Origin of the sequence: Sphingobium sp. B1D7B, from assembly GCF_025961965.1 — a bacterium.
GTDB lineage: Bacteria > Pseudomonadota > Alphaproteobacteria > Sphingomonadales > Sphingomonadaceae > Sphingobium.
The window spans coordinates 2,812,267-2,829,860 of the sequence record NZ_JAOQOR010000001.1; the positions used below are offsets into that span (position 1 = coordinate 2,812,267).

General features: G+C 64.6%; 14 protein-coding genes. 6 read left to right on the top strand and 8 right to left on the bottom strand.

What is annotated here, in order from left to right:
* The first annotated feature begins 32 nt into the window (after positions 1-32).
* The gene (locus M2336_RS13115; RefSeq protein WP_264574875.1) at positions 33-2,402 is read left to right on the top strand and encodes a patatin-like protein; all 2,370 of its coding nucleotides are present in this window, start codon (positions 33-35) and stop codon (positions 2,400-2,402) included.
* Here the strand turns inward: M2336_RS13115 and M2336_RS13120 are convergent.
* From M2336_RS13120 to M2336_RS13140, 5 genes are all read right to left on the bottom strand, one after another.
* On the bottom strand, positions 2,399-3,667 hold the full coding sequence (locus M2336_RS13120; RefSeq protein ID WP_413715933.1) for a class I SAM-dependent methyltransferase: 1,269 nt from the start codon (positions 3,665-3,667) through the stop codon (positions 2,399-2,401). The genes M2336_RS13115 and M2336_RS13120 overlap by 4 nt on opposite strands.
* A 46-nt stretch (positions 3,668-3,713) precedes the next feature.
* Entirely contained in the window at positions 3,714-5,090 is a 1,377-nt protein-coding gene (locus M2336_RS13125) for a cryptochrome/photolyase family protein (protein WP_264572879.1), read from the bottom strand.
* 4 nt (positions 5,091-5,094) lie between these two features.
* Complete coding sequence (locus M2336_RS13130) at positions 5,095-6,048, bottom strand: metal-dependent hydrolase (protein ID WP_264572880.1); 954 nt, start codon at positions 6,046-6,048, stop codon at positions 5,095-5,097.
* Between the two features lie 136 nt (positions 6,049-6,184).
* On the bottom strand, positions 6,185-7,585 hold the full coding sequence (ahcY, locus tag M2336_RS13135; protein ID WP_181559725.1) for an adenosylhomocysteinase: 1,401 nt from the start codon (positions 7,583-7,585) through the stop codon (positions 6,185-6,187).
* Between the two features lie 155 nt (positions 7,586-7,740).
* Positions 7,741-8,313: a YqgE/AlgH family protein gene (locus M2336_RS13140; RefSeq protein WP_181559726.1), complete on the bottom strand. Its 573-nt coding sequence runs from the start codon at positions 8,311-8,313 to the stop codon at positions 7,741-7,743.
* Positions 8,314-8,523: 210 nt separating this feature from the next.
* Here M2336_RS13140 and M2336_RS13145 point away from each other — a divergent pair, with 210 nt between their 5' ends.
* Complete coding sequence (locus M2336_RS13145; RefSeq protein WP_264572881.1) at positions 8,524-9,006, top strand: peroxiredoxin; 483 nt, start codon at positions 8,524-8,526, stop codon at positions 9,004-9,006.
* Positions 9,007-9,096: 90 nt separating this feature from the next.
* On the top strand, positions 9,097-10,545 hold the full coding sequence (locus M2336_RS13150; RefSeq protein WP_181559728.1) for an AMP nucleosidase: 1,449 nt from the start codon (positions 9,097-9,099) through the stop codon (positions 10,543-10,545).
* A gap of 15 nt (positions 10,546-10,560) precedes the next feature.
* On the opposite strand, the gene M2336_RS13155 is transcribed toward M2336_RS13150, so the two are convergent.
* From M2336_RS13155 to M2336_RS13165, 3 genes are all read right to left on the bottom strand, one after another.
* On the bottom strand, positions 10,561-11,394 hold the full coding sequence (locus tag M2336_RS13155; protein ID WP_181559729.1) for a GGDEF domain-containing protein: 834 nt from the start codon (positions 11,392-11,394) through the stop codon (positions 10,561-10,563).
* Positions 11,395-11,578: 184 nt separating this feature from the next.
* Positions 11,579-13,468 carry a M2 family metallopeptidase gene (locus tag M2336_RS13160; RefSeq protein ID WP_264572882.1) on the bottom strand — a complete coding sequence of 630 codons (1,890 nt, stop codon included), beginning with the start codon at positions 13,466-13,468 and terminating at the stop codon, positions 11,579-11,581.
* Between the two features lie 71 nt (positions 13,469-13,539).
* The gene (locus tag M2336_RS13165) at positions 13,540-14,304 is read right to left on the bottom strand and encodes an alpha/beta fold hydrolase (protein WP_264572883.1); all 765 of its coding nucleotides are present in this window, start codon (positions 14,302-14,304) and stop codon (positions 13,540-13,542) included.
* Between the two features lie 131 nt (positions 14,305-14,435).
* Here M2336_RS13165 and M2336_RS13170 point away from each other — a divergent pair, with 131 nt between their 5' ends.
* Genes M2336_RS13170 through M2336_RS13180 form a run of 3 tightly spaced genes read left to right on the top strand, consistent with a single transcriptional unit; the run spans position 14,436 to position 17,582 of the window.
* Entirely contained in the window at positions 14,436-14,906 is a 471-nt protein-coding gene (locus M2336_RS13170; RefSeq protein ID WP_264572884.1) for a MarR family winged helix-turn-helix transcriptional regulator, read from the top strand.
* Entirely contained in the window at positions 14,899-16,026 is a 1,128-nt protein-coding gene (locus M2336_RS13175) for an HlyD family secretion protein (RefSeq protein WP_264570361.1), read from the top strand. Before M2336_RS13170 ends, M2336_RS13175 begins: the two co-directional genes overlap by 8 nt.
* A gap of 14 nt (positions 16,027-16,040) precedes the next feature.
* Positions 16,041-17,582 carry a DHA2 family efflux MFS transporter permease subunit gene (locus M2336_RS13180; RefSeq protein ID WP_264572885.1) on the top strand — a complete coding sequence of 514 codons (1,542 nt, stop codon included), beginning with the start codon at positions 16,041-16,043 and terminating at the stop codon, positions 17,580-17,582.
* Positions 17,583-17,594: the final 12 nt, after the last annotated feature.

Consider the following 17,594-nt stretch of genomic DNA (forward strand, 5'->3'; position numbering starts at 1 on the left):
ACAAGCCGGCCGTAGCGCGCCAATCTGCGCTCATGCGGGAGAAGGAACTGAGGCTGGCGCTGGTCTGCTATGGTGGAGTCAGCCTCGCGGTCTACATGCACGGGGTCACCAAGGAAATCTGGCATCTGGCGCAGGCCAGCCGGGATTTCCGCAGCGGTCGGCCGGGCAATCTCGTTTATCAGCGCATTCTGGAGACCTGCCTTGCGGAGACCGGCCTGCGGGTGCGGATTCTGCCGGACATCATCGCCGGGGCCAGCGCGGGCGGCATCAACGGCGTGTATCTGGCGCAGGCCATAGAGAGCGGTCAGTCGCTCGACCCGCTGACCGAACTGTGGCTGCGCTGCGCCGATGTCGACATCCTGCTCGATCCGGACGCGCGCCCGCTCTCGCGCTTCACCAAATTCTGGGCCGCGCCGCTGCTCTGGCTGCTGCTGCGCCGCCGCAATGACACGGTGTCCCGCACCGTGGCGCCGGAAACGCGCTCGGAGGTGCGACGCAAGCTGTCCAACTTCATTCGGGCGCGCTGGTTCGCGCCTCCCTTCGGCGGCAAGGGGTTTACCGAGCTGTTGCTCAATGCCTTCGATGCGATGGAAAAGGCGCGCGAGACGGAGCCGGAGAAGAGCGGAGGATCGCTGCTGCCGCGTGGGCATCCGCTGGACCTGTTCGTCACCGCCACGGATTTCACCGGCCATGAGGAACGGCTGCGCCTCAATAGCCCGCCGGAGATCAGCGAGACGGAGCACCGGCTCACGATAAGCTTCCATGCCCGGGGCGGGCAACCGCGCACACTCGCCGACCCTGCCGAACTCGCCTTCGCGGCGCGTGCGACGGCCAGTTTTCCGGGCGCCTTTCCGCCGTTCACGGCTCGGGAAATGGACAAGGTGCTTGCCGACCGCGACCGCGCCTGGCCCGGTCGCGATGCGTTTTTGCGCCGTGTGCTCCCCGGTCACAGCGCCACCGGCGATGCGGAGGATGCCGTGCTGATCGACGGATCGGTGCTGGCCAATGCGCCCTTCGCCCAAGCAATCGATGCGCTCAAGAACCGCCCGGCGCGGCGGACGGTCGACCGGCGCTTTGTGTTCATCGAGCCGACGCCCAGTGCGCCGGGCTTTCGCCTCACCTCCCCTTCCCACCATGCGCAGAATGGTGAGCGCCCGGTCCCGGGCTTCTTCCGCACGATCTTCGGCGCGGTCAGCGATATTCCGCGCGAACAGCCGATCCGGGACAATCTGGAGGCGATTGGCGCCCGCTCCAGCCGCATTCACCGGATGCTGGAAATCACTGAGCGCTTGCGGCCGGACATCGAGCGGACCGTGGACCAGACCGTCGGCCTCAGCCTACTGCTCAGCCGGCCCTCGCCGCGCCGTCTGGCGCATCTGCGCGCGAAGCTGCAGCAAAAGGCTTCGCGGGCGGCGGGCTTTGCCTATCCCGCTTATGGCTATCTCAAATATGCCGGCATCATCGATGAACTGGCCGATCTGCTCAGCCAACTCCGCGATGGCCCACGCACGGCCACACGCGAAAGCCTGCGGGAGCGCCTGCGAGCGCAGCTACATGCGGCGGGCGTGGACCAGATGGATCCCGGGTCGGGCGATGGCGCAAGCGCGGCGCTCATTCTGTTCTATCGCAATCACGACATTGCGTTCCGCATCCGCCGGCTGCGCTTCCTCGCCCGGCGCCTCGTCCAGCTCCGTGAGCAGACTGTGGAAGGCGCCAGCGAGGAGGATGAGGGGAACGGCGCCGCGCTCTCCGCCATGCAGGATATGCTCTACGAGGCCATCGGCCTTTATGCCGAACGTCAGACGCCCGCATGGTTTGGCGCGGGCACACGCGAAGCCCTGCGGCCGCATGGCGATGACCTGATGGCGTCCCTTGCGATCATCGCGGAAGCGCGGGGCTTGCGGGATCTGGACCAGCAGATCGACGCGCGTTTTGCGGCCGCTTGTGTGGCGCTCCCGGCCGAGGACCGGCGGACCTTGCTCAAGGCCTATCTCGGCTTCCCTTATTACGACATTGCGACCTTTCCGCTCCTGCAGGGAGAAGGTCTGGATGAGTACGACCCCATCAAGGTGGATCGGATATCTCCCGAAGATGCCGTGGCGATCCGCAAGGGCGGCGCACCAGCGACGCTGCGTGGCATCGAATTCAACTGCTTCGGGGCGTTCTTCAGCCGTGCCTATCGCGAGAACGACTATCTCTGGGGTCGGCTCCATGGGGCTGATCGGCTGATCGACATCCTGCTCTCCACCATGCCGCCGGAAATCGCCGCCGATGACGCCCGCAAGGCGGCCTGGAAGCGCGCGGCCTTCGAAGCGATTTTGGATGAGGAAGAGCCCCGACTGACCCTGATCCCGGGCCAGATCGCGACGATCCGCGCCGAGATCGCTCAGATCGGCGCCTAGCGCTTGATCAGCGTCACCTGCGAGACATCGATGCTGCTTCCGGCAAAACCGCCTTCGCAATACATGAGATAGTAGCGCCACATGTCCACGAACCGCGCATCGAACCGGGCGGGCAGACGACCTGCATCCACCACTGCGTCAAAGCGCGCGCGCCACTGTCGGAGTGTCCACGCATAATCGAGGCCGAAGCGAGTCTGGTCTGCCCATTCCAGCCCTTCGTGCTGGGCAAGGTCACGAAAGCGCCGCTCGGCGATCAGGCAACCGCCCGGGAAGATGTAGCGCTGGATGAAGTCGGCCCGTGCGGCATAGGCCGGGAAAATCTCGTCATCGATGCTGATATACTGGATGGCGGCGCGCCCGCCGGGTTTCAGCAGCCGGGCAAGGCAGGCAAGGTAAGTCGGCCAATAGCTTTCGCCGACGGCCTCCACCATTTCCACGCTGGCAATGGCATCGAACTGGCCCTCGCAATCGCGATAATCCTGCAGCAGCACATGGGCACGGTCCTGCGCGCCCAACCCCTCGATCCGCCCCTGCACGATCTGCTGCTGCTCGGTGGAGAGTGTAAGGCCGGTATAGTCGACATCGCACCGATCCAGCACGCGCTCGGCCAATCCTCCCCATCCGCAGCCAATTTCAAGCAGTTGCTGGCCATCGTTGAGATCGAGTCGCGCCAAAAGCTCATCGATCTTGCGAATCTGCGCGGCTTCTAACGCTTCCTGGGGATGCGCGGGTCGGGCGCTGGAATAAGTCAGCGTCTCGTCCAGCCACAGCCGATAGAAATCATTGCCCAGATCATAATGCTCGGCGATGTTCCGCCGCGCGCCCCGCCGGCTGTTATGCCGCCGCGCGAGTTTCCAGCGGCCCATCAGGCGCGGCAGGCCAGTCGAGCGCGCGGACTTCCCCAGCGAACGGGCATTAGCGCCGAACAGGGCGAACAGCGCAACCGGATCGGGGCTCGACCAGTCCCCATCCGCCCAGGCGCGATACCAGCCGGTCGAGCCGGAGGCCGCCAGCCGGATCAAGGCCCGCCAATTGGCAAGGTGGACGATCGCGGCAAAGCCCTGCTTGCGCCCGCCGAGTAAGCGCACCGATCCATCCGGCAGATGCAGTTCGAGTGATCCACGCATCAGACCCCGGTCGACCCTCACGAGCATCGGCTCGAACAGCCGGGTCGGCAAAGCCCGCCAGAAACGCCCACCCACCTGCGCGCCGGCCCGGCGCATCATGGCGCGCTGGCGGCTGGCTTTGGGATTGTGAATGGTCATGCGCCCATATGAACGCATTCCTCCCGCAAAGACAACCGGGGCCCGCTCAGCCTTTCACGCGGGCATAGGCGGCGAGCGCCCGCTCTCGCGCGGCGCGATGCTCGATTAACTTGGCCGGATATTGCGCTGGCCTAACACCCGCGGACTCGGGATCGTGGATTGCGGCGTCCTTCACATGCGCCAGCTCCGGCACCCAGCGCCGGATATAGGCAGCCGCGTCGAACTTCTCGGACTGGGAGAGCGGCGCCATGATCCGCACGAACATGTTGGAATCGATCCCGGTGCCCGCGACCCACTGCCAGTTGACGGCGTTATTGCCATAATCGGCATCAATGAGCGTATCCCAAAACCAGCGCTCCCCTGCCCGCCAGTCGATGAGCAGATGCTTGATAAGGAAGCTCGCCGCGATCATCCGCACCCGGTTGTGCATCCATCCGGTCTGCCAGAGCTGGCGCATCCCCGCATCGACGATCGGGTAGCCGGTGCGACCCTCTTGCCAGGCCTTGAGGTCGTCGCGCGCCTCATGGCCCGAGCGCCAGGGAAAGGCATAGAACTGCGCCCGACCGTTCCGACTCCCATAATCGCTTATCTGCGTGATCACATTCTGAGCATAATCGCGCCAGCCCAGTTCGCGCAGATAGACCTCACTGGCGCCATCCTCACGGTCGAGCGCGTGCCACAGCGTCGCCGGTGAAATCTCGCCGAAATGCAGATGCGGCGACAGGCGCGAGGAGCCCTCTACGGAGGGCAGATTGCGGCCTTCGTCATAGTCACCGACATGGTCCATAAAGGCATCGAGCCGATCGTGGGCGCCCGCCTCGCCAGGCGACCAATCATGCGCGAAACCGCCCGCCCAGTTGGGTGAGGTCGGCAGCAAGGCCCAGTTTTCGAGTTGATCGCTCACCGGCCATTTTGGGGGAGCAGGAACGGTATCAGGCGCCGGCACGGGCCGACCCGGCGGCATCACCTCCCGCAGCGCGCGCCAGAAGGGCGTGAAGATCTTGTAGGGGCCGCCGCTGCCCGTGGTCAGGGCGCCCGGCGGCATGAGGTAATTGCCATCGTGCAATATCAGCTCGTGGGAGCGCGCAACCGTCTTCTCTGCCTGGCGCCACCATGGCTCATAATGGTGCAAGGCATGGATGCGGGTCGCGCCGGTCTCTCCGGCCAGCACGGCGAGAACCGCCTCGGCCTTACCCTGGCGCAGGATCAGTCGCGATCCGCGCGCGCGCAGGGCAGCATCAAGGCTCTCGATACTATGATGCAACCACCAGCGCGAGGCGCCGCCCATGGCCCGGTGCCGCGCCGTCTCATCATCGAGAATATAGACCGGGATCACCGGCCCGTCCGCGCACGCCTGTATGAGCGCGGCCTGATCGGTCAGGCGAAGATCCCGCCGGAACCATAAGATGCTCGCTGCCGACATCGCCCTACCGCAATGCTTGCGCCGGCACCTGCACGGAAAAGCTCGCGCTGGCGCCGCGCCCCTCAAAGCGCTGGTCGGAGATCAGCAGGTCGCCATTCTCCGCCCGCTGCGCGACCGGCATCCGCGACCAGAACAGGAAAGCCCGCGCATCCGCATCGCGCTGCCGCGCCCGCTCGACGCCGGGATCGTCCATGCCGGTCGGCATCCCTTCCGCTGCGCCTGCATCGGCTTCTAGCCCGGTGGCGAGGTTGTAGGGAAAGCCGCCGAAGCGCCCGTCCCCACGCCAGAGCATTTCGCGCGACCAGGGTGCGAACGGACGCGCATTGGCAACCACCAGGTCCGGATCGCGGCCTTGGGCGCGCAGCCATGCGGCGGCTTTCGCCTCCGCCGATCCGGTGATCAGTCCGTTGACGAAGATGTAGGCGCAGGCGGCCGTCGCGATAATCCGCGCGCGCTGCATCATCGGCGCGGGCCCGGTGCGCTCGCCGCACCGTGCCCAGAGATAGCCGCCGATCAGCAGCGCCCAGAGCCAGATATCGATGATGAACAGCGTATCGCCATGGAACCACTGGTCGCTGAACGGCGAGAGCAATCGGATGCCATAGCTGTTGAGCCAGTCGAAGGCGGGGTGGCTGAGCGTCCCGATCTGCGCGCCGACCCACAGCCAGACTATGTTCACCGGCGGCCGCGTCTTTGGCCGTGTCCCACGCTTCGCCTGCCAGCGGTCGAACGCGACCATGATCGCGGTGAGGATCAATGGCAGCACGATCATCGCGATGGGGCCGTGCGTCAACCCGCGCCGCAGCGCCAGCGCCTGTGTCCCCATCAACGTGCAAGTGGCGTCGATATCCGGGATGTTGGCCGCGATGATAATCGTCGGCATGGCAAGGCCGGACGTGCGCTTGAGCCCGATCTGGCCCAGCACGGCGCCCACCATGCTGTGTGTGAGATTATCCATGCCCTGTCTTCGCGACCCCACTGCCGCAGGTCAAGTTGCCCGAGAGGGCGGGAACGGATCAGGGGCGCGGCCCGGATCACGAAAAAAGGCGCGGACTTAGCCCGCGCCTTCTCACGTCTTCTCAGCCTTATGCGGCTTAGTAGCGGTAGTGATCCGGCTTGAACGGACCCTCGGGAGTCACGCCGATATAAGCCGCCTGCTTGTCGGTCAGCTTGGAGAGCTTCACGCCCAGCTTCTCGAGGTGGAGCGCTGCGACCTTTTCATCGAGATGCTTGGGCAGAACATAGACCTCGTTCTTATAGGCATCGCTCTTGGTCCACAGCTCGATCTGCGCCAGCACCTGGTTGGTGAAGCTGGAGGACATGACGAAGCTCGGGTGGCCGGTCGCGCAGCCCAGGTTCACCAGACGGCCCTTGGCGAGCATGATGATCTTCTTGCCATCGGGGAACTCGACCTCGTCGACCTGCGGCTTGATCTCGGTCCACTTCATGTTGCTGAGCGCCGCGATCTGGATTTCGCTGTCGAAGTGGCCGATGTTGCAGACGATGGCCATGTTCTTCATCGCGCGCATGTGGTCGAGCGTGATGATGTCTTCATTGCCGGTCGCGGTCACAAAGATGTCGGCGCGGGTCGCCGCCTCTTCCATGGTCACGACCTCATAGCCTTCCATCGCCGCCTGCAGGGCGCAGATCGGGTCGATCTCGGTCACCAGCACGCGGGCGCCGCCATTGCGGAGCGAGGCCGCCGAGCCCTTGCCGACATCGCCGAAGCCGGCGACGCAGGCGACCTTGCCAGCCAGCATCACGTCCGTGGCGCGGCGGATGGCATCGACCAGCGACTCCTTGCAGCCATAAAGATTGTCGAACTTGGACTTGGTGACGCTATCGTTCACGTTGATCGCCGGGAAGGGCAGCTTGCCCTTCTTGGCGAGCTCATAGAGCCGGTGAACGCCGGTGGTCGTCTCTTCGGATACGCCCTTGATCGCCGCGACGGTCTTGGTGAGATAGCCGGGACGCTCGGCGAGGAAGCGCTTGAGGGTCGCGACGAAGATCGTCTCTTCCTCGTTGGACGGCGCGAACAGCTCTTCACCGGCCTCGACACGGGCGCCCCACAGCGCGAACATTGTCGCGTCGCCGCCATCATCGAGGATCATGTTGCAGGTCGTGTCCTGACCCCAATCGAAGATCTTGATGACATAGTCCCAATATTCCTCGAGCGTCTCGCCCTTGATGGCGAACACGGGGATGCCCCGCTCGGCGATCGCGGCGGCGGCATGGTCCTGGGTCGAGAAGATGTTGCAGGTGGCCCAGCGCAGCTCTGCGCCCAGCTCAGCCAGCGTCTCGATGAGCACAGCGGTCTGGATCGTCATGTGCAGCGAGCCGGTGATCCGCGCGCCCTTGAGCGGCTTGGATGCACCGAATTCCTCGCGCAGCGCCATCAGGCCCGGCATTTCGGTCTCGGCGATCTCGATCTCCTTGCGGCCGAAGCCAGCGAGGGAGATGTCCTTTACGATATAGTCCTGGGCCACGGTCGCCACTGATCATTCTCCTGATTGCCTGAGCCGGGGCCGCTACGCACGCCACCGGTAACACCGCGGCGCCTTACCAAGGCTATCGCTCCCTCGCAAATATAAAGATATCTTTATGTGATTGGGGTCGGGCGGAAGGGATAAAGGAAGCCAGCCCTGCCGTGTCAGGCGTGTCCCATATTGCCGGTCAGCATCGCGGGATCGATGCCTTCGAGCGAAAACGCCCCGGCCCAGCGGTTCTCCGGCGCCATCGAGAACAGCCGATAAGGCTGCGCCTTGCTGAGATACCAGCCCGGCGCGGCCAGCTCCGTTTCCAGCTGTCCCGCGCTCCACCCGGCATAGCCCAAGGCGACCAACCAGCGGGCCGGCCCGCCTCCCGAAGCAACGGCGTGCAGCACCTCCATCGACCCGGTGAGCGCAATCTCGTCATCAATGGGGTGGCTGTCCGCCGTCATCCAGTCCCGACTGTGCAGCACAAAGCCACGGCGCGGTTCGACGGGCCCGCCTTGCAGCACCGGCTCATCGCCCACCGACTGCGCGTCGATGCTTAACGAGCCAAGCAGAGCGTGCAGTCCCATGCCCTCCATCGGCTCGTGCAGCGCGATGCCCAGGGCGCCGCCCTCGTCATGCACACACAGGAGAATGACTGCGCGCTCGAACCGCGCGTCCGGCATATCCGGCATGGCCAGCAACAATTTGCCGGCGAGGGAGAGTCTCGGTTGCGCGGGCGCGCTCATGCGATGGGCCTCCTGAGCGCGACCATGCCTTGTTGGGGACAATGCGTCCACCCCGCAGGCGCTTGGCCCGTCCGGCCCAGCGGCCATCGTACCGCAGAGCCGCCCGGTCCTGCACAGCATCAACCTTGACAGGCGCAGGCCGAACACCGACTTGCTCGCTGCGCGCTGGTTCACCAGCCGAGCCCTTTCCCCCAAGAACAGGAGACACCGATGACGATCAAAGTTGGCGACACGCTGCCCGAAACGACCTTCGTCAAGATGACCGAAAACGGCCCCGAACCGGTTGACAGCAAGAATTATTTTGCTGGCCGCAAGGTCGCGCTCTTCTCCGTTCCGGGCGCCTTCACGCCCACCTGCTCGGCCAAGCACCTACCGGGCTTTATCGAGAAGGAAAGCGATCTGAAGGCGAAGGGCGTCGATGAGATCGCCTGCACCGCCGTCAACGATCCGTTCGTGATGGGCGCGTGGGGCAAGGCCTCGTCGGCTGACGGCAAGGTGACGATGCTGGCGGACGGCAATGGCAGCTTCGCCGAGGCTGTCGGCCTCACCATGGATGGCAGCAAGTTCGGCCTCGGCACGCGCGGCCAGCGCTTCTCGATGCTGGTCAATGATGGCGTGGTCGAGCAGCTCCATGTCGAAGCGCCGGGCGAATTCCGCGTCTCCAGCGCAGATTTCATGCTCGAGCAGCTCTAAGACCATTGCGAGCGGGGCGGCGGCACAAGTCGCTGCTGCCCCGCCCCGCGCCCCTCTTCCGCCTGTCATACAGGCCAGCTATGAAGGGGCATGAACCAAGCTTCCAGCACCCACATCGTCGAAGCGCTGATCGCGGGCTATGAAACCGCGACCGCCAATTTGCGCGAGGCCATTTTCGCTTATGCCAAGGATGGCACCGTGCCTTCCGCCCGCTCGGTGGCGGACCGGGATTTCTGCTATCCCTCGCTGATCATCGATTATCATCAGACCAATGACGGCGTGCCGAGCCGCCGCTCCTTCGCGCGCCTCTCTCGCCCCGGCCATTATGTGACGACGATCACCCGGCCGCAGATGTTCGCGCGCTATCTGACCGAACAGCTCGATCTGCTGATGGCCGACTATGAGGTGGAAGTCAGCGTCGGCCGGAGCGATCAGGCGATCCCGTTCCCCTATGTGCTGGATTCGCTGCCCGCCGGCACACTTGCCGCAATTCCGCCGAGCGAGTTGGCGCGCCATTTCCCCTCGACGGAGCTCGCGCAGATCGGTGATGAGGTGGCGGACGGGCTGCTGCTGCCCGGCCCATCAGGCGAGCGACCGCTGGCGCTGTTCGATGCGCTGCGCACGGATTTCAGTCTAGCGCGTCTGCGGCATTACACCGGCACGCCGCCTGAGCACGTCCAGCGCTACATTCTGTTCACCAACTATCACCGCTATGTCGATGAATTCGTGCGCTGGGGCTGCACCGAACTCAAGCGACCGGGCACGCGTTTCACGGCGCTTTCCGGTGCCGGGGGCGTCGAGGTCACCGCCGACACCGCCAATCCGGAAAGCGCGATCGCTGACAGCGCCTGGCGGCGTCACCAGATGCCGGCCTACCACTTGATCGCCCCGGACGGCACCGGCATCACGCTGGTCAACATCGGCGTCGGCCCCGCCAACGCGAAAACCATCTGCGATCATCTCGCGGTTTTGCGCCCCGAGGCTTGGCTTATGATCGGTCACTGCGGCGGCCTGCGCCCGAGCCAGCGGATCGGTGATTATGTGCTGGCCCATGCCTATCTGCGCGACGACCATGTGCTCGATGAAATGTTGCCGCCGGAAATTCCGGTGCCCGCCATTGCCGAGGTGCAGGTGGCGATGGCCGAGGCGTGCGAGCATATTCTGGGCGCCAGCGGCGACATGAAGCGCCGCCTGCGCACCGGCACCATCGTGACGACGGACGACCGCAACTGGGAACTGCGCTACTCCCGCTCGGCCCTGCGCTTCTCCCTCTCGCGCGCGGTGGGCGTGGATATGGAGAGCGCGACCATCGCTGCCCAGGGATATCGCTTCCGGGTGCCCTATGGCACGTTGCTGTGCGTCTCCGACAAGCCGATCCATGGCGAACTCAAGCTGCCGGGCCAGGCCAATCGCTTCTACGAGGAAGCCATAGCGGGCCACCTCGCCATCGGCATCGAGACCTGCGAACGCCTGCGCCAGCAGGGCGACCGCCTGCACAGCCGCAAGCTGCGCGCGTTCAACGAGCCGCCGTTTCGCTGACGGCGCGAAGGGACGTCAGGCCGGGCTCTCCTCCGCCAGCCGGCCGGCGACGCAAAGCCGATCGCGGCCCCCGCGCTTGGCCTCATACAGCGCATCATCCGCCCGGCGCAGGAATGTCGTGCGCCCCTCCGCCTCCGCAAGCGTGGCTGCGCCGATGCTGGCGGTGACCGCCAGCGTGTCGCCATTGGGCAAATCGATGCTGTGGTCGCGCAACTGTCGCAGCAGCCGGTGCCCCAGCCGCGCCGCATCTTCCAGGCTGCTGTCCGGCGTGATTACAACGAACTCTTCGCCGCCATAGCGCACCACGATGTCATTCAGACGCACCTGGCTCTGGATCAGCGAACTCACGTGACGCAACACCTGATCCCCGACCAGATGCCCATAGAAATCATTGACGCCTTTGAAATGGTCCAGATCGATCATCAGCGTCGATAGGGGCAGTCCCGAGCGGCGGGAGCGGCTGATCTCTTCGTCCAGCCTTGTGTCGAGATAGCGTCGGTTGAACGTGCCGGTGAGCGGATCGCGCACCACGTCGCGCTCCAGTATGGCGATGCGCACGAGATCCTGCGTGGTCAGCGCGGAGAGCCGGGCCACGGCGAGCACGAAGAACCCGCCCGCCAGCAGAATCAAACTGCCAAGCAAATCCGTTGGCTCCGACACCGTGGCAAAGCGAGTGCTGCCGTACACGGCATAGGCCATGATGAAGCCGACGACCAACCAGCGAAGGCGATTCCAGCGGCGGTACAAATCGCCACCTTTGAGGGCCTTGAGGATCGAATGGATCGAGGGAAGGGACGATGCGAGCAAGCCAATGCCGGCCGAGACGATTAACAGGAGAAGCCAGACCATATGCCCACCAGACCATCTAACATGCTGTCAAATAGCATGTTTATCTAAGCATTGCGCGCATTCCCTGCTGCGTTAACCATCATTCGCACGTCCACTCGCCTCGCCCGCGCCTAACGCATCAGCGGACGATCAAGGCTTCGGTGTAAGGACGGGGCAGAGCGGCTCGCCCTGCCCCGCTGGCGGCTCACCAGCCGCAGCTCTTTCCCTTGTTCTGCCGGTCCAGCCAAGTCTTCAGCGGCGAGAAATAGGCGGCCAGTGCCTTGCCGCTCATCTCGCGCGAGCCGGTGAAGGCCTGCAGCGCATCCGGCCACGGGCGGGAGGCGCCCATTTCCAGCATGGCGTTCAGCTTTTCACCGACGGCCTTGTTGCCGTAGAAGGAACAGCGGTGGAGCGGCCCCTTCCAGCCCGATTGCTTGCAGGCAGCCTCATAAAATTGGAACTGCAGCAGCCGCGCCAGGAAGTAACGGGTATAGGGCACACTCGCCGGAATGTGATATTTCGCGCCGGCGTCGAAGGCGTCATCCGGACGGTCCGTCGGCGGAACGATGCCCTGATATTGCAGCCGCATGGCATTCCACGCCTTGTTGTAGTCCGCGGGCTGGATCGAGCCGTCGAACACGCCCCAGCGCCAGCGATCGATCAGCAGGCCGAAGGGCAGGAAGGCGATCTTGTCCATCGCCTGCCGCAGCAGCAGGCCGATGTCCTTGTCCGTGCCTGGCACCTTGGACGGATCGAGCAGGCCGATGTCGACCAGATATTGCGGCGTGATCGACAGCGCGATGGTGTCGCCAATGGCCTCATGGAAGCCGTCATTGGCGCCGTTCAGATAGAGGAAGCTCTTGTCCTTATAGGCGCGCTGATAGTAATTGTGCCCCAGCTCATGATGGATGGTGACGAAGTCGCCGCTGTCTACCTTGGTGCACATCTTGATGCGGATATCGTCCTTGTTGTCGATATCCCAGGCCGAAGCGTGGCAGACCACTTCCCGGTCGAGCGGCTTGATGAACTGGGTGCGCGTCCAGAAGGTTTCCGGCAGCGGGTCGAAGCCGAGCGAGGAGAAGAAGCCCTCGCCGAACTTGAACATCTGCGTTTCCCACTTGCCACGCTTGGCGGGGTCCGCCTCGGTCGGGCTGGTTTCCACATAGCCCTTGGCCTTGAGCAGGGCACCGATGTCATAGCCCAGATCCCCAGCCCCGGCCGGCGCGACCAGCGGGTAGATATTGCCCCACTCCTGCGCCCACATATTGCCGAGAAGATCGGCGCGGATCGGCCCGGTCTTGGGCTGGACCGCATCGCCATATTTGGCGTTCAGCTTGTCCCGCACATAGCAGTGCAGCGAATCGTAGAGCGGCTTCACATCCTGCCAGAGCTTCTCGGTCAGCTTGGCGAAGTCGTCCGGCGGCATATCGTAATTGGAGCGCCACATCGCGCCTGCATCCGCAAAGCCCAGCTCCTTGGCGCCTTCATTGGCGATGGTCACCAGCCGCTCGAACTCGCCGCGCATCGGTTTGCCCACATTGTCGTGCCAGCTCGTCCACATCTCCCGATACTCGTTCGGCGTGTGGTCGAGATTGCCCATTTCCGCTTCGATATCGCTGCCGTTGATCGGCTTGCCGTCCAACGTGCCGCGGCCCTTGCCATAATCGGACTGCAGCTTGGTCGCGATGGCGTTCAGCTCGGCGGCAGCGCCGGGCGTGGTCGGCGCCGGCAGCACGATGCCTGCCCGCAAGATGTCGAGCTTGCGCTTGGTGTCGTAGGAGAGGCCCGGCACCTTCTCGAACTTGGCGGCCTCCAGCGCATAGCGGACCGACATCTCGGTGCCCTTGGCGCCGACGCGGGCGGCAAGCGCATCGGTATCCTCGGTCAGATAGGTCGCGTTGACCCAATAGACCTGATTGGCCTCCAGCGAATAATCGAAGAATTCCTTCTCGGCCTGCGCCACGAGGGCATCGGCCTGCGCCGCCGTGGGCATTGCCTGTGTCGGAGCCGAATCGGCCTGGGCAAAAGCCGGCGCGCCGCAAACGGCCAATGAGAGCGCTGCCGCTACGGCAAGGCGCGAAACGGGATTGAACATGATTGGTGTCCCTGAACCTGTGGCCTGAGCCTGTGGATTACGGCCAAGCTGGCCTGTCAGGGCTAGGTTCGTCAACCCGCGAGATAATCGGCGATGACCTGTCCGAATTCCGGTTTGGTGATCGCTGTCATATGGGTGCCTGGGCATGTGCCGCGTTGCGCATTGGGCAGCGCCGCGACCAGCGCATCGGCCGACCCGTTATCGTCATCATCCTCGCCGCACAGCACCAGGGTCGGCATCGTCACCTTGGTCAGCACCGCGCGATCCATATCGCTCATGCTCATCAGCAGCAGGCGCAAGGCGACCGGATCGATCTTCATTGTCTTCATGAACTGGATCGCCATATAGTCGCGGTCGCCCGGCCGCACTGTCTCGAAATGATCGAGCGCGTTGAGGAAGAACTGCCGGCGGCGCGTCCACTCCAGCAGGCCTTCCAGCCCCATGCCGCCGAGCACCAGCCTGCGAGGCGTCATGCCCCGGTCGATCAGTCCCAGGCACAGCCGCGCGCCCATGGAATAGCCGACAAGATCGAACTGGTTGACGCCCAGCGTCCCGATCACCGCTTCCAGGTCGAGCAGCATCACGTCCTGCGGATAGGCATCGGCATCCGTCGGCGCATCGCTGCTGCCATGCACGCGCTGATCGATCATGATCGCCTCGAAACCGGCATCGGCGATTTTCTGGGCCGTGCCATAACGCTGCCAGTTGATTTGCGCGCTTGAACTGAGGCCATGCAGCATAATGACCGCCGGCCCATCGCCGAGCCGATGGACGGCGATGCGCGTGCCGCCATGGCCTTGAAGATGGTCGATGCGGATCGTCGATGTATCTGTCATCGCCTGATTGTGGGCGAGATCGCCCACCGAAGGCAAGGCGAATACGCGGGAAATGAGCGCGCCGTCCCGTGCGCGGGGTACAGAGTCTGGACTTGCTTTTAATAAGCCGGCTTACTAAATGCGCCGGCATCATGGACGGCAATCATCTCGCCTTTGCAATCGGCGACCTCGGGCGCCTGTATCGTCGCAGGTTTGACGAGCGCACCCGCAGCCTTGGCATTACCGGGCCGCAGATGCGCGCGCTCGCGCAGATCATGCGCTTTCCCGGCATCAACCAAGGCGCGCTTGCCGAGCGGCTGGATGTCGAGCCGATCACGACCTGCCGCATGGTGGACCGTCTCGAGCAGGCCGACATGGTCGAGCGCCGCCGCGATCCGCAGGACCGCCGCGCCTGGCAGCTGTTCCTGACCGAGGCGGCCAAGCCGCTCGCCGCCGAATTGCAGCAGATCGGCCAGCGGGTGCTCAATGAATCGCTCGCCGGCATTTCAGCGGAGGAGCAGGAAACCGTGCTTTCCGTGCTCTGCCGCATCCGTGACAATCTTTCCGGCGATAGCCAGCCTGCCACTGACGCGGCCGCAAAGGAGGCGGCAGTCCATGTCTGAAGCCGATCCTGCCCTGCGTCCGACCGCTCAGTCGCCTGCGCCTGCCGAGACCGTGGCTACCCCCGATGAATCTGCCGCAGCGGAGCCGCGCGGCAAGCGCTTGCGCAACCGCCTGCTCATGATTTCGGTGCCGCTGATCATTCTGGCGGTGGGTGCGTGGTTCTGGGCGACGAGCGGGCGCACCGTCTCCACCGACAATGCCTATGTAAAGCAGGACATCGTGGCAGTCGGCAGCGATGTCGCTGGGCGGATCATCGAGGTGAAGGTTCGCGAGAACCAGATGGTGAAGGCCGGAGACGTGCTGTTCGTCGTCGACCAGCAGCCCTACAAGGTCGCCCTCCAGCAGGCCAACGCCCAGATCGCCAATGCGCAGGTCGCGGTCGGGCGCCTCCGCACGGATTTTCAGGCTACGAACGTCGACATCACCGGTGCGCGTGAGGATGTCTATTACGCCCAGCAGGATCTCGACCGGCAGCAGGCGCTGATGAAGGACGGGTTCACTACCCGCGCCCGTCTCCAGCAATCCCAGCAGGCGCTCGACAATGCCCGCACGCGGCTGCGCACGGCGGAAGCCGATGCCGCCAAGGCCAAGGCGGCGCTCGCCAACGGCGCGCAGGTGCCGGGCGTGAATCCTGAAATCGCCGCGGCGCAAGCCCAGCGCGATCAGGCCGCTCTCAACCTCGATCGCACCGTGGTCCATGCCCCGGTCTCCGGCCGGATCAGCCAGGCCAGTCGCCTGCAAGTCGGTCAGATGGCGGTGCAAGGTCTGCCACTGGTCAGCATCGTCGCTAGCGACCGGATCTGGGTGACCGCGAATTTCAAGGAAACCGATCTCGACAGGATGCGCCCGGGCCAGAGCGCCGATATCAAGATCGATGCCTATCCCGGATCGCATATCCGTGGCCATGTCGACAGCATCGGCGCAGGTACGGGCTCTGAGTTTTCAGTACTCCCGGCCCAGAATGCCAATGGCAACTGGGTGAAGGTGACGCAGCGCGTGCCGGTGCGCATCGCTATCGACGGCCATCCGGAGCGGCCGATGATCGCTGGCCTGAGCGCGAAGGTGACGGTGGACATTCACGCGACCAAAGCTGGCGCCGCAGTCGCCTCCGCCCGCTGACGCAAACCGGCATCATGGCCCCTACGTCGGATCTTCCGCAACTGCAGGTGCGCCACAAGGCGCTGCTGACCATGGCGATCATGTCGGCCATGATCATGCAGGTGCTCGATACGACGATCACCAACGTGGCGCTGCCGCACATGCGCGCCTCACTCGGTGCCAGTGACGAGACAATCAGCTGGGTACTCACCAGCTACATCCTCGCCGCCGCCATCGCCATTCCCATCACCGGCTGGCTTGCGGACCGGATCGGGACGCGGCGACTGCTGCTGATTTCCGTCTTCGTCTTCGTGGTGGCCTCCGTGCTCTGCGGCATTGCGCAGAGCCTGACGGAGATGGTGCTGTTCCGCGCGCTGCAGGGTGTTGGCGGCGCCTTTGTCGGCCCGCTGGCGCAGAGCTTGATGCTCGACATCAATCGCCCGTCCCAGCACGCCAAGGCGATGTCCGTCTATGGCATGGGCGTCATGATCGGCCCGATCATGGGGCCGGTGGTCGGCGGGTGGCTGACCGAGTGGATCGACTGGCGCTGGTGCTTCTTCGTCAACGTCCCCTTCGGCATCGTCTGCCTGGTCGGGCTTTACGCCCTTCTCCCCGAGAAGCCGCTGCAGCGGCGGAATTTCGACCTGTTCGGCTTCGCGCTGATCGCCTTGGGTCTGGCGAGCCTCCAGCTCATGCTTGACCGCGGGCAACATGCCGACTGGTTCTCCTCGACGGAAATCTGGGTCGAGGCCGCTCTGGCCGTTAGCGGCCTGTGGATGTTCGCGGTCCACACGCTCACCGCCCGCAAGCCGCTCTTCGCCCCTGCCCTCTTCGCAGATCGCAATTTCCTGAGCGCCGCTGCGTTCATGTTCATCATCGGTCTGGTGATGTTCGCCGCCATGGCGCTGCTCCCGCCGCTGCTCCAGGGCCTCTATGGCTATTCAGTGGTCGACACCGGCTGGATCCTGGCGACACGCGGCGCGGGCCTGCTGGTCGCCATGGCCCTTTCCAGCCGCCTGACCAGCCTCATCGATCCGCGCGTGCTGATTGCCGGCGGCTTCTCGGTCACGGCCAGTTCTTTGTGGATGATGACCGGCTGGTCACTGGAGCAGAACTGGGTGCCGTTCGTGGTCACCGGCGTAGTTCAGGGGGCCGGTATCGGCATCGTATTCGTGCCCCTGCAGATGCTCGCCTTCGGCACCCTGCCACCCGGCGCCCGCACCGAGGGCGCCGCCGTGCTCAACCTTACCCGGAACATCGGCTCGTCCATCGGCATCGCGGTGGTGATGGCGCTGCTGGCGCGCAACAGCCAGGTCAGCCATGCCGATCTCACGCAGCATATCTCGTCGGCCAATCTGCCGGTGGACCCGAGCGAGTTGCAGCGCTTCGGCAGCTTCGGCACGACCGTACTCGCGACGATCGACGGGATCGTGAACCAGCAGGCGACGATGATCGCCTTCCTCGACGATTTCTACGCCATGGCCATCGTCAGCACGCTGATCATTCCGGCCGCCTTCTTCCTGCGCAAGCCCAAGCGAGGGCCAGGATCGCCCCCGCCACCCCCGATCAGCGAGTGAGGGGGCGCCAAG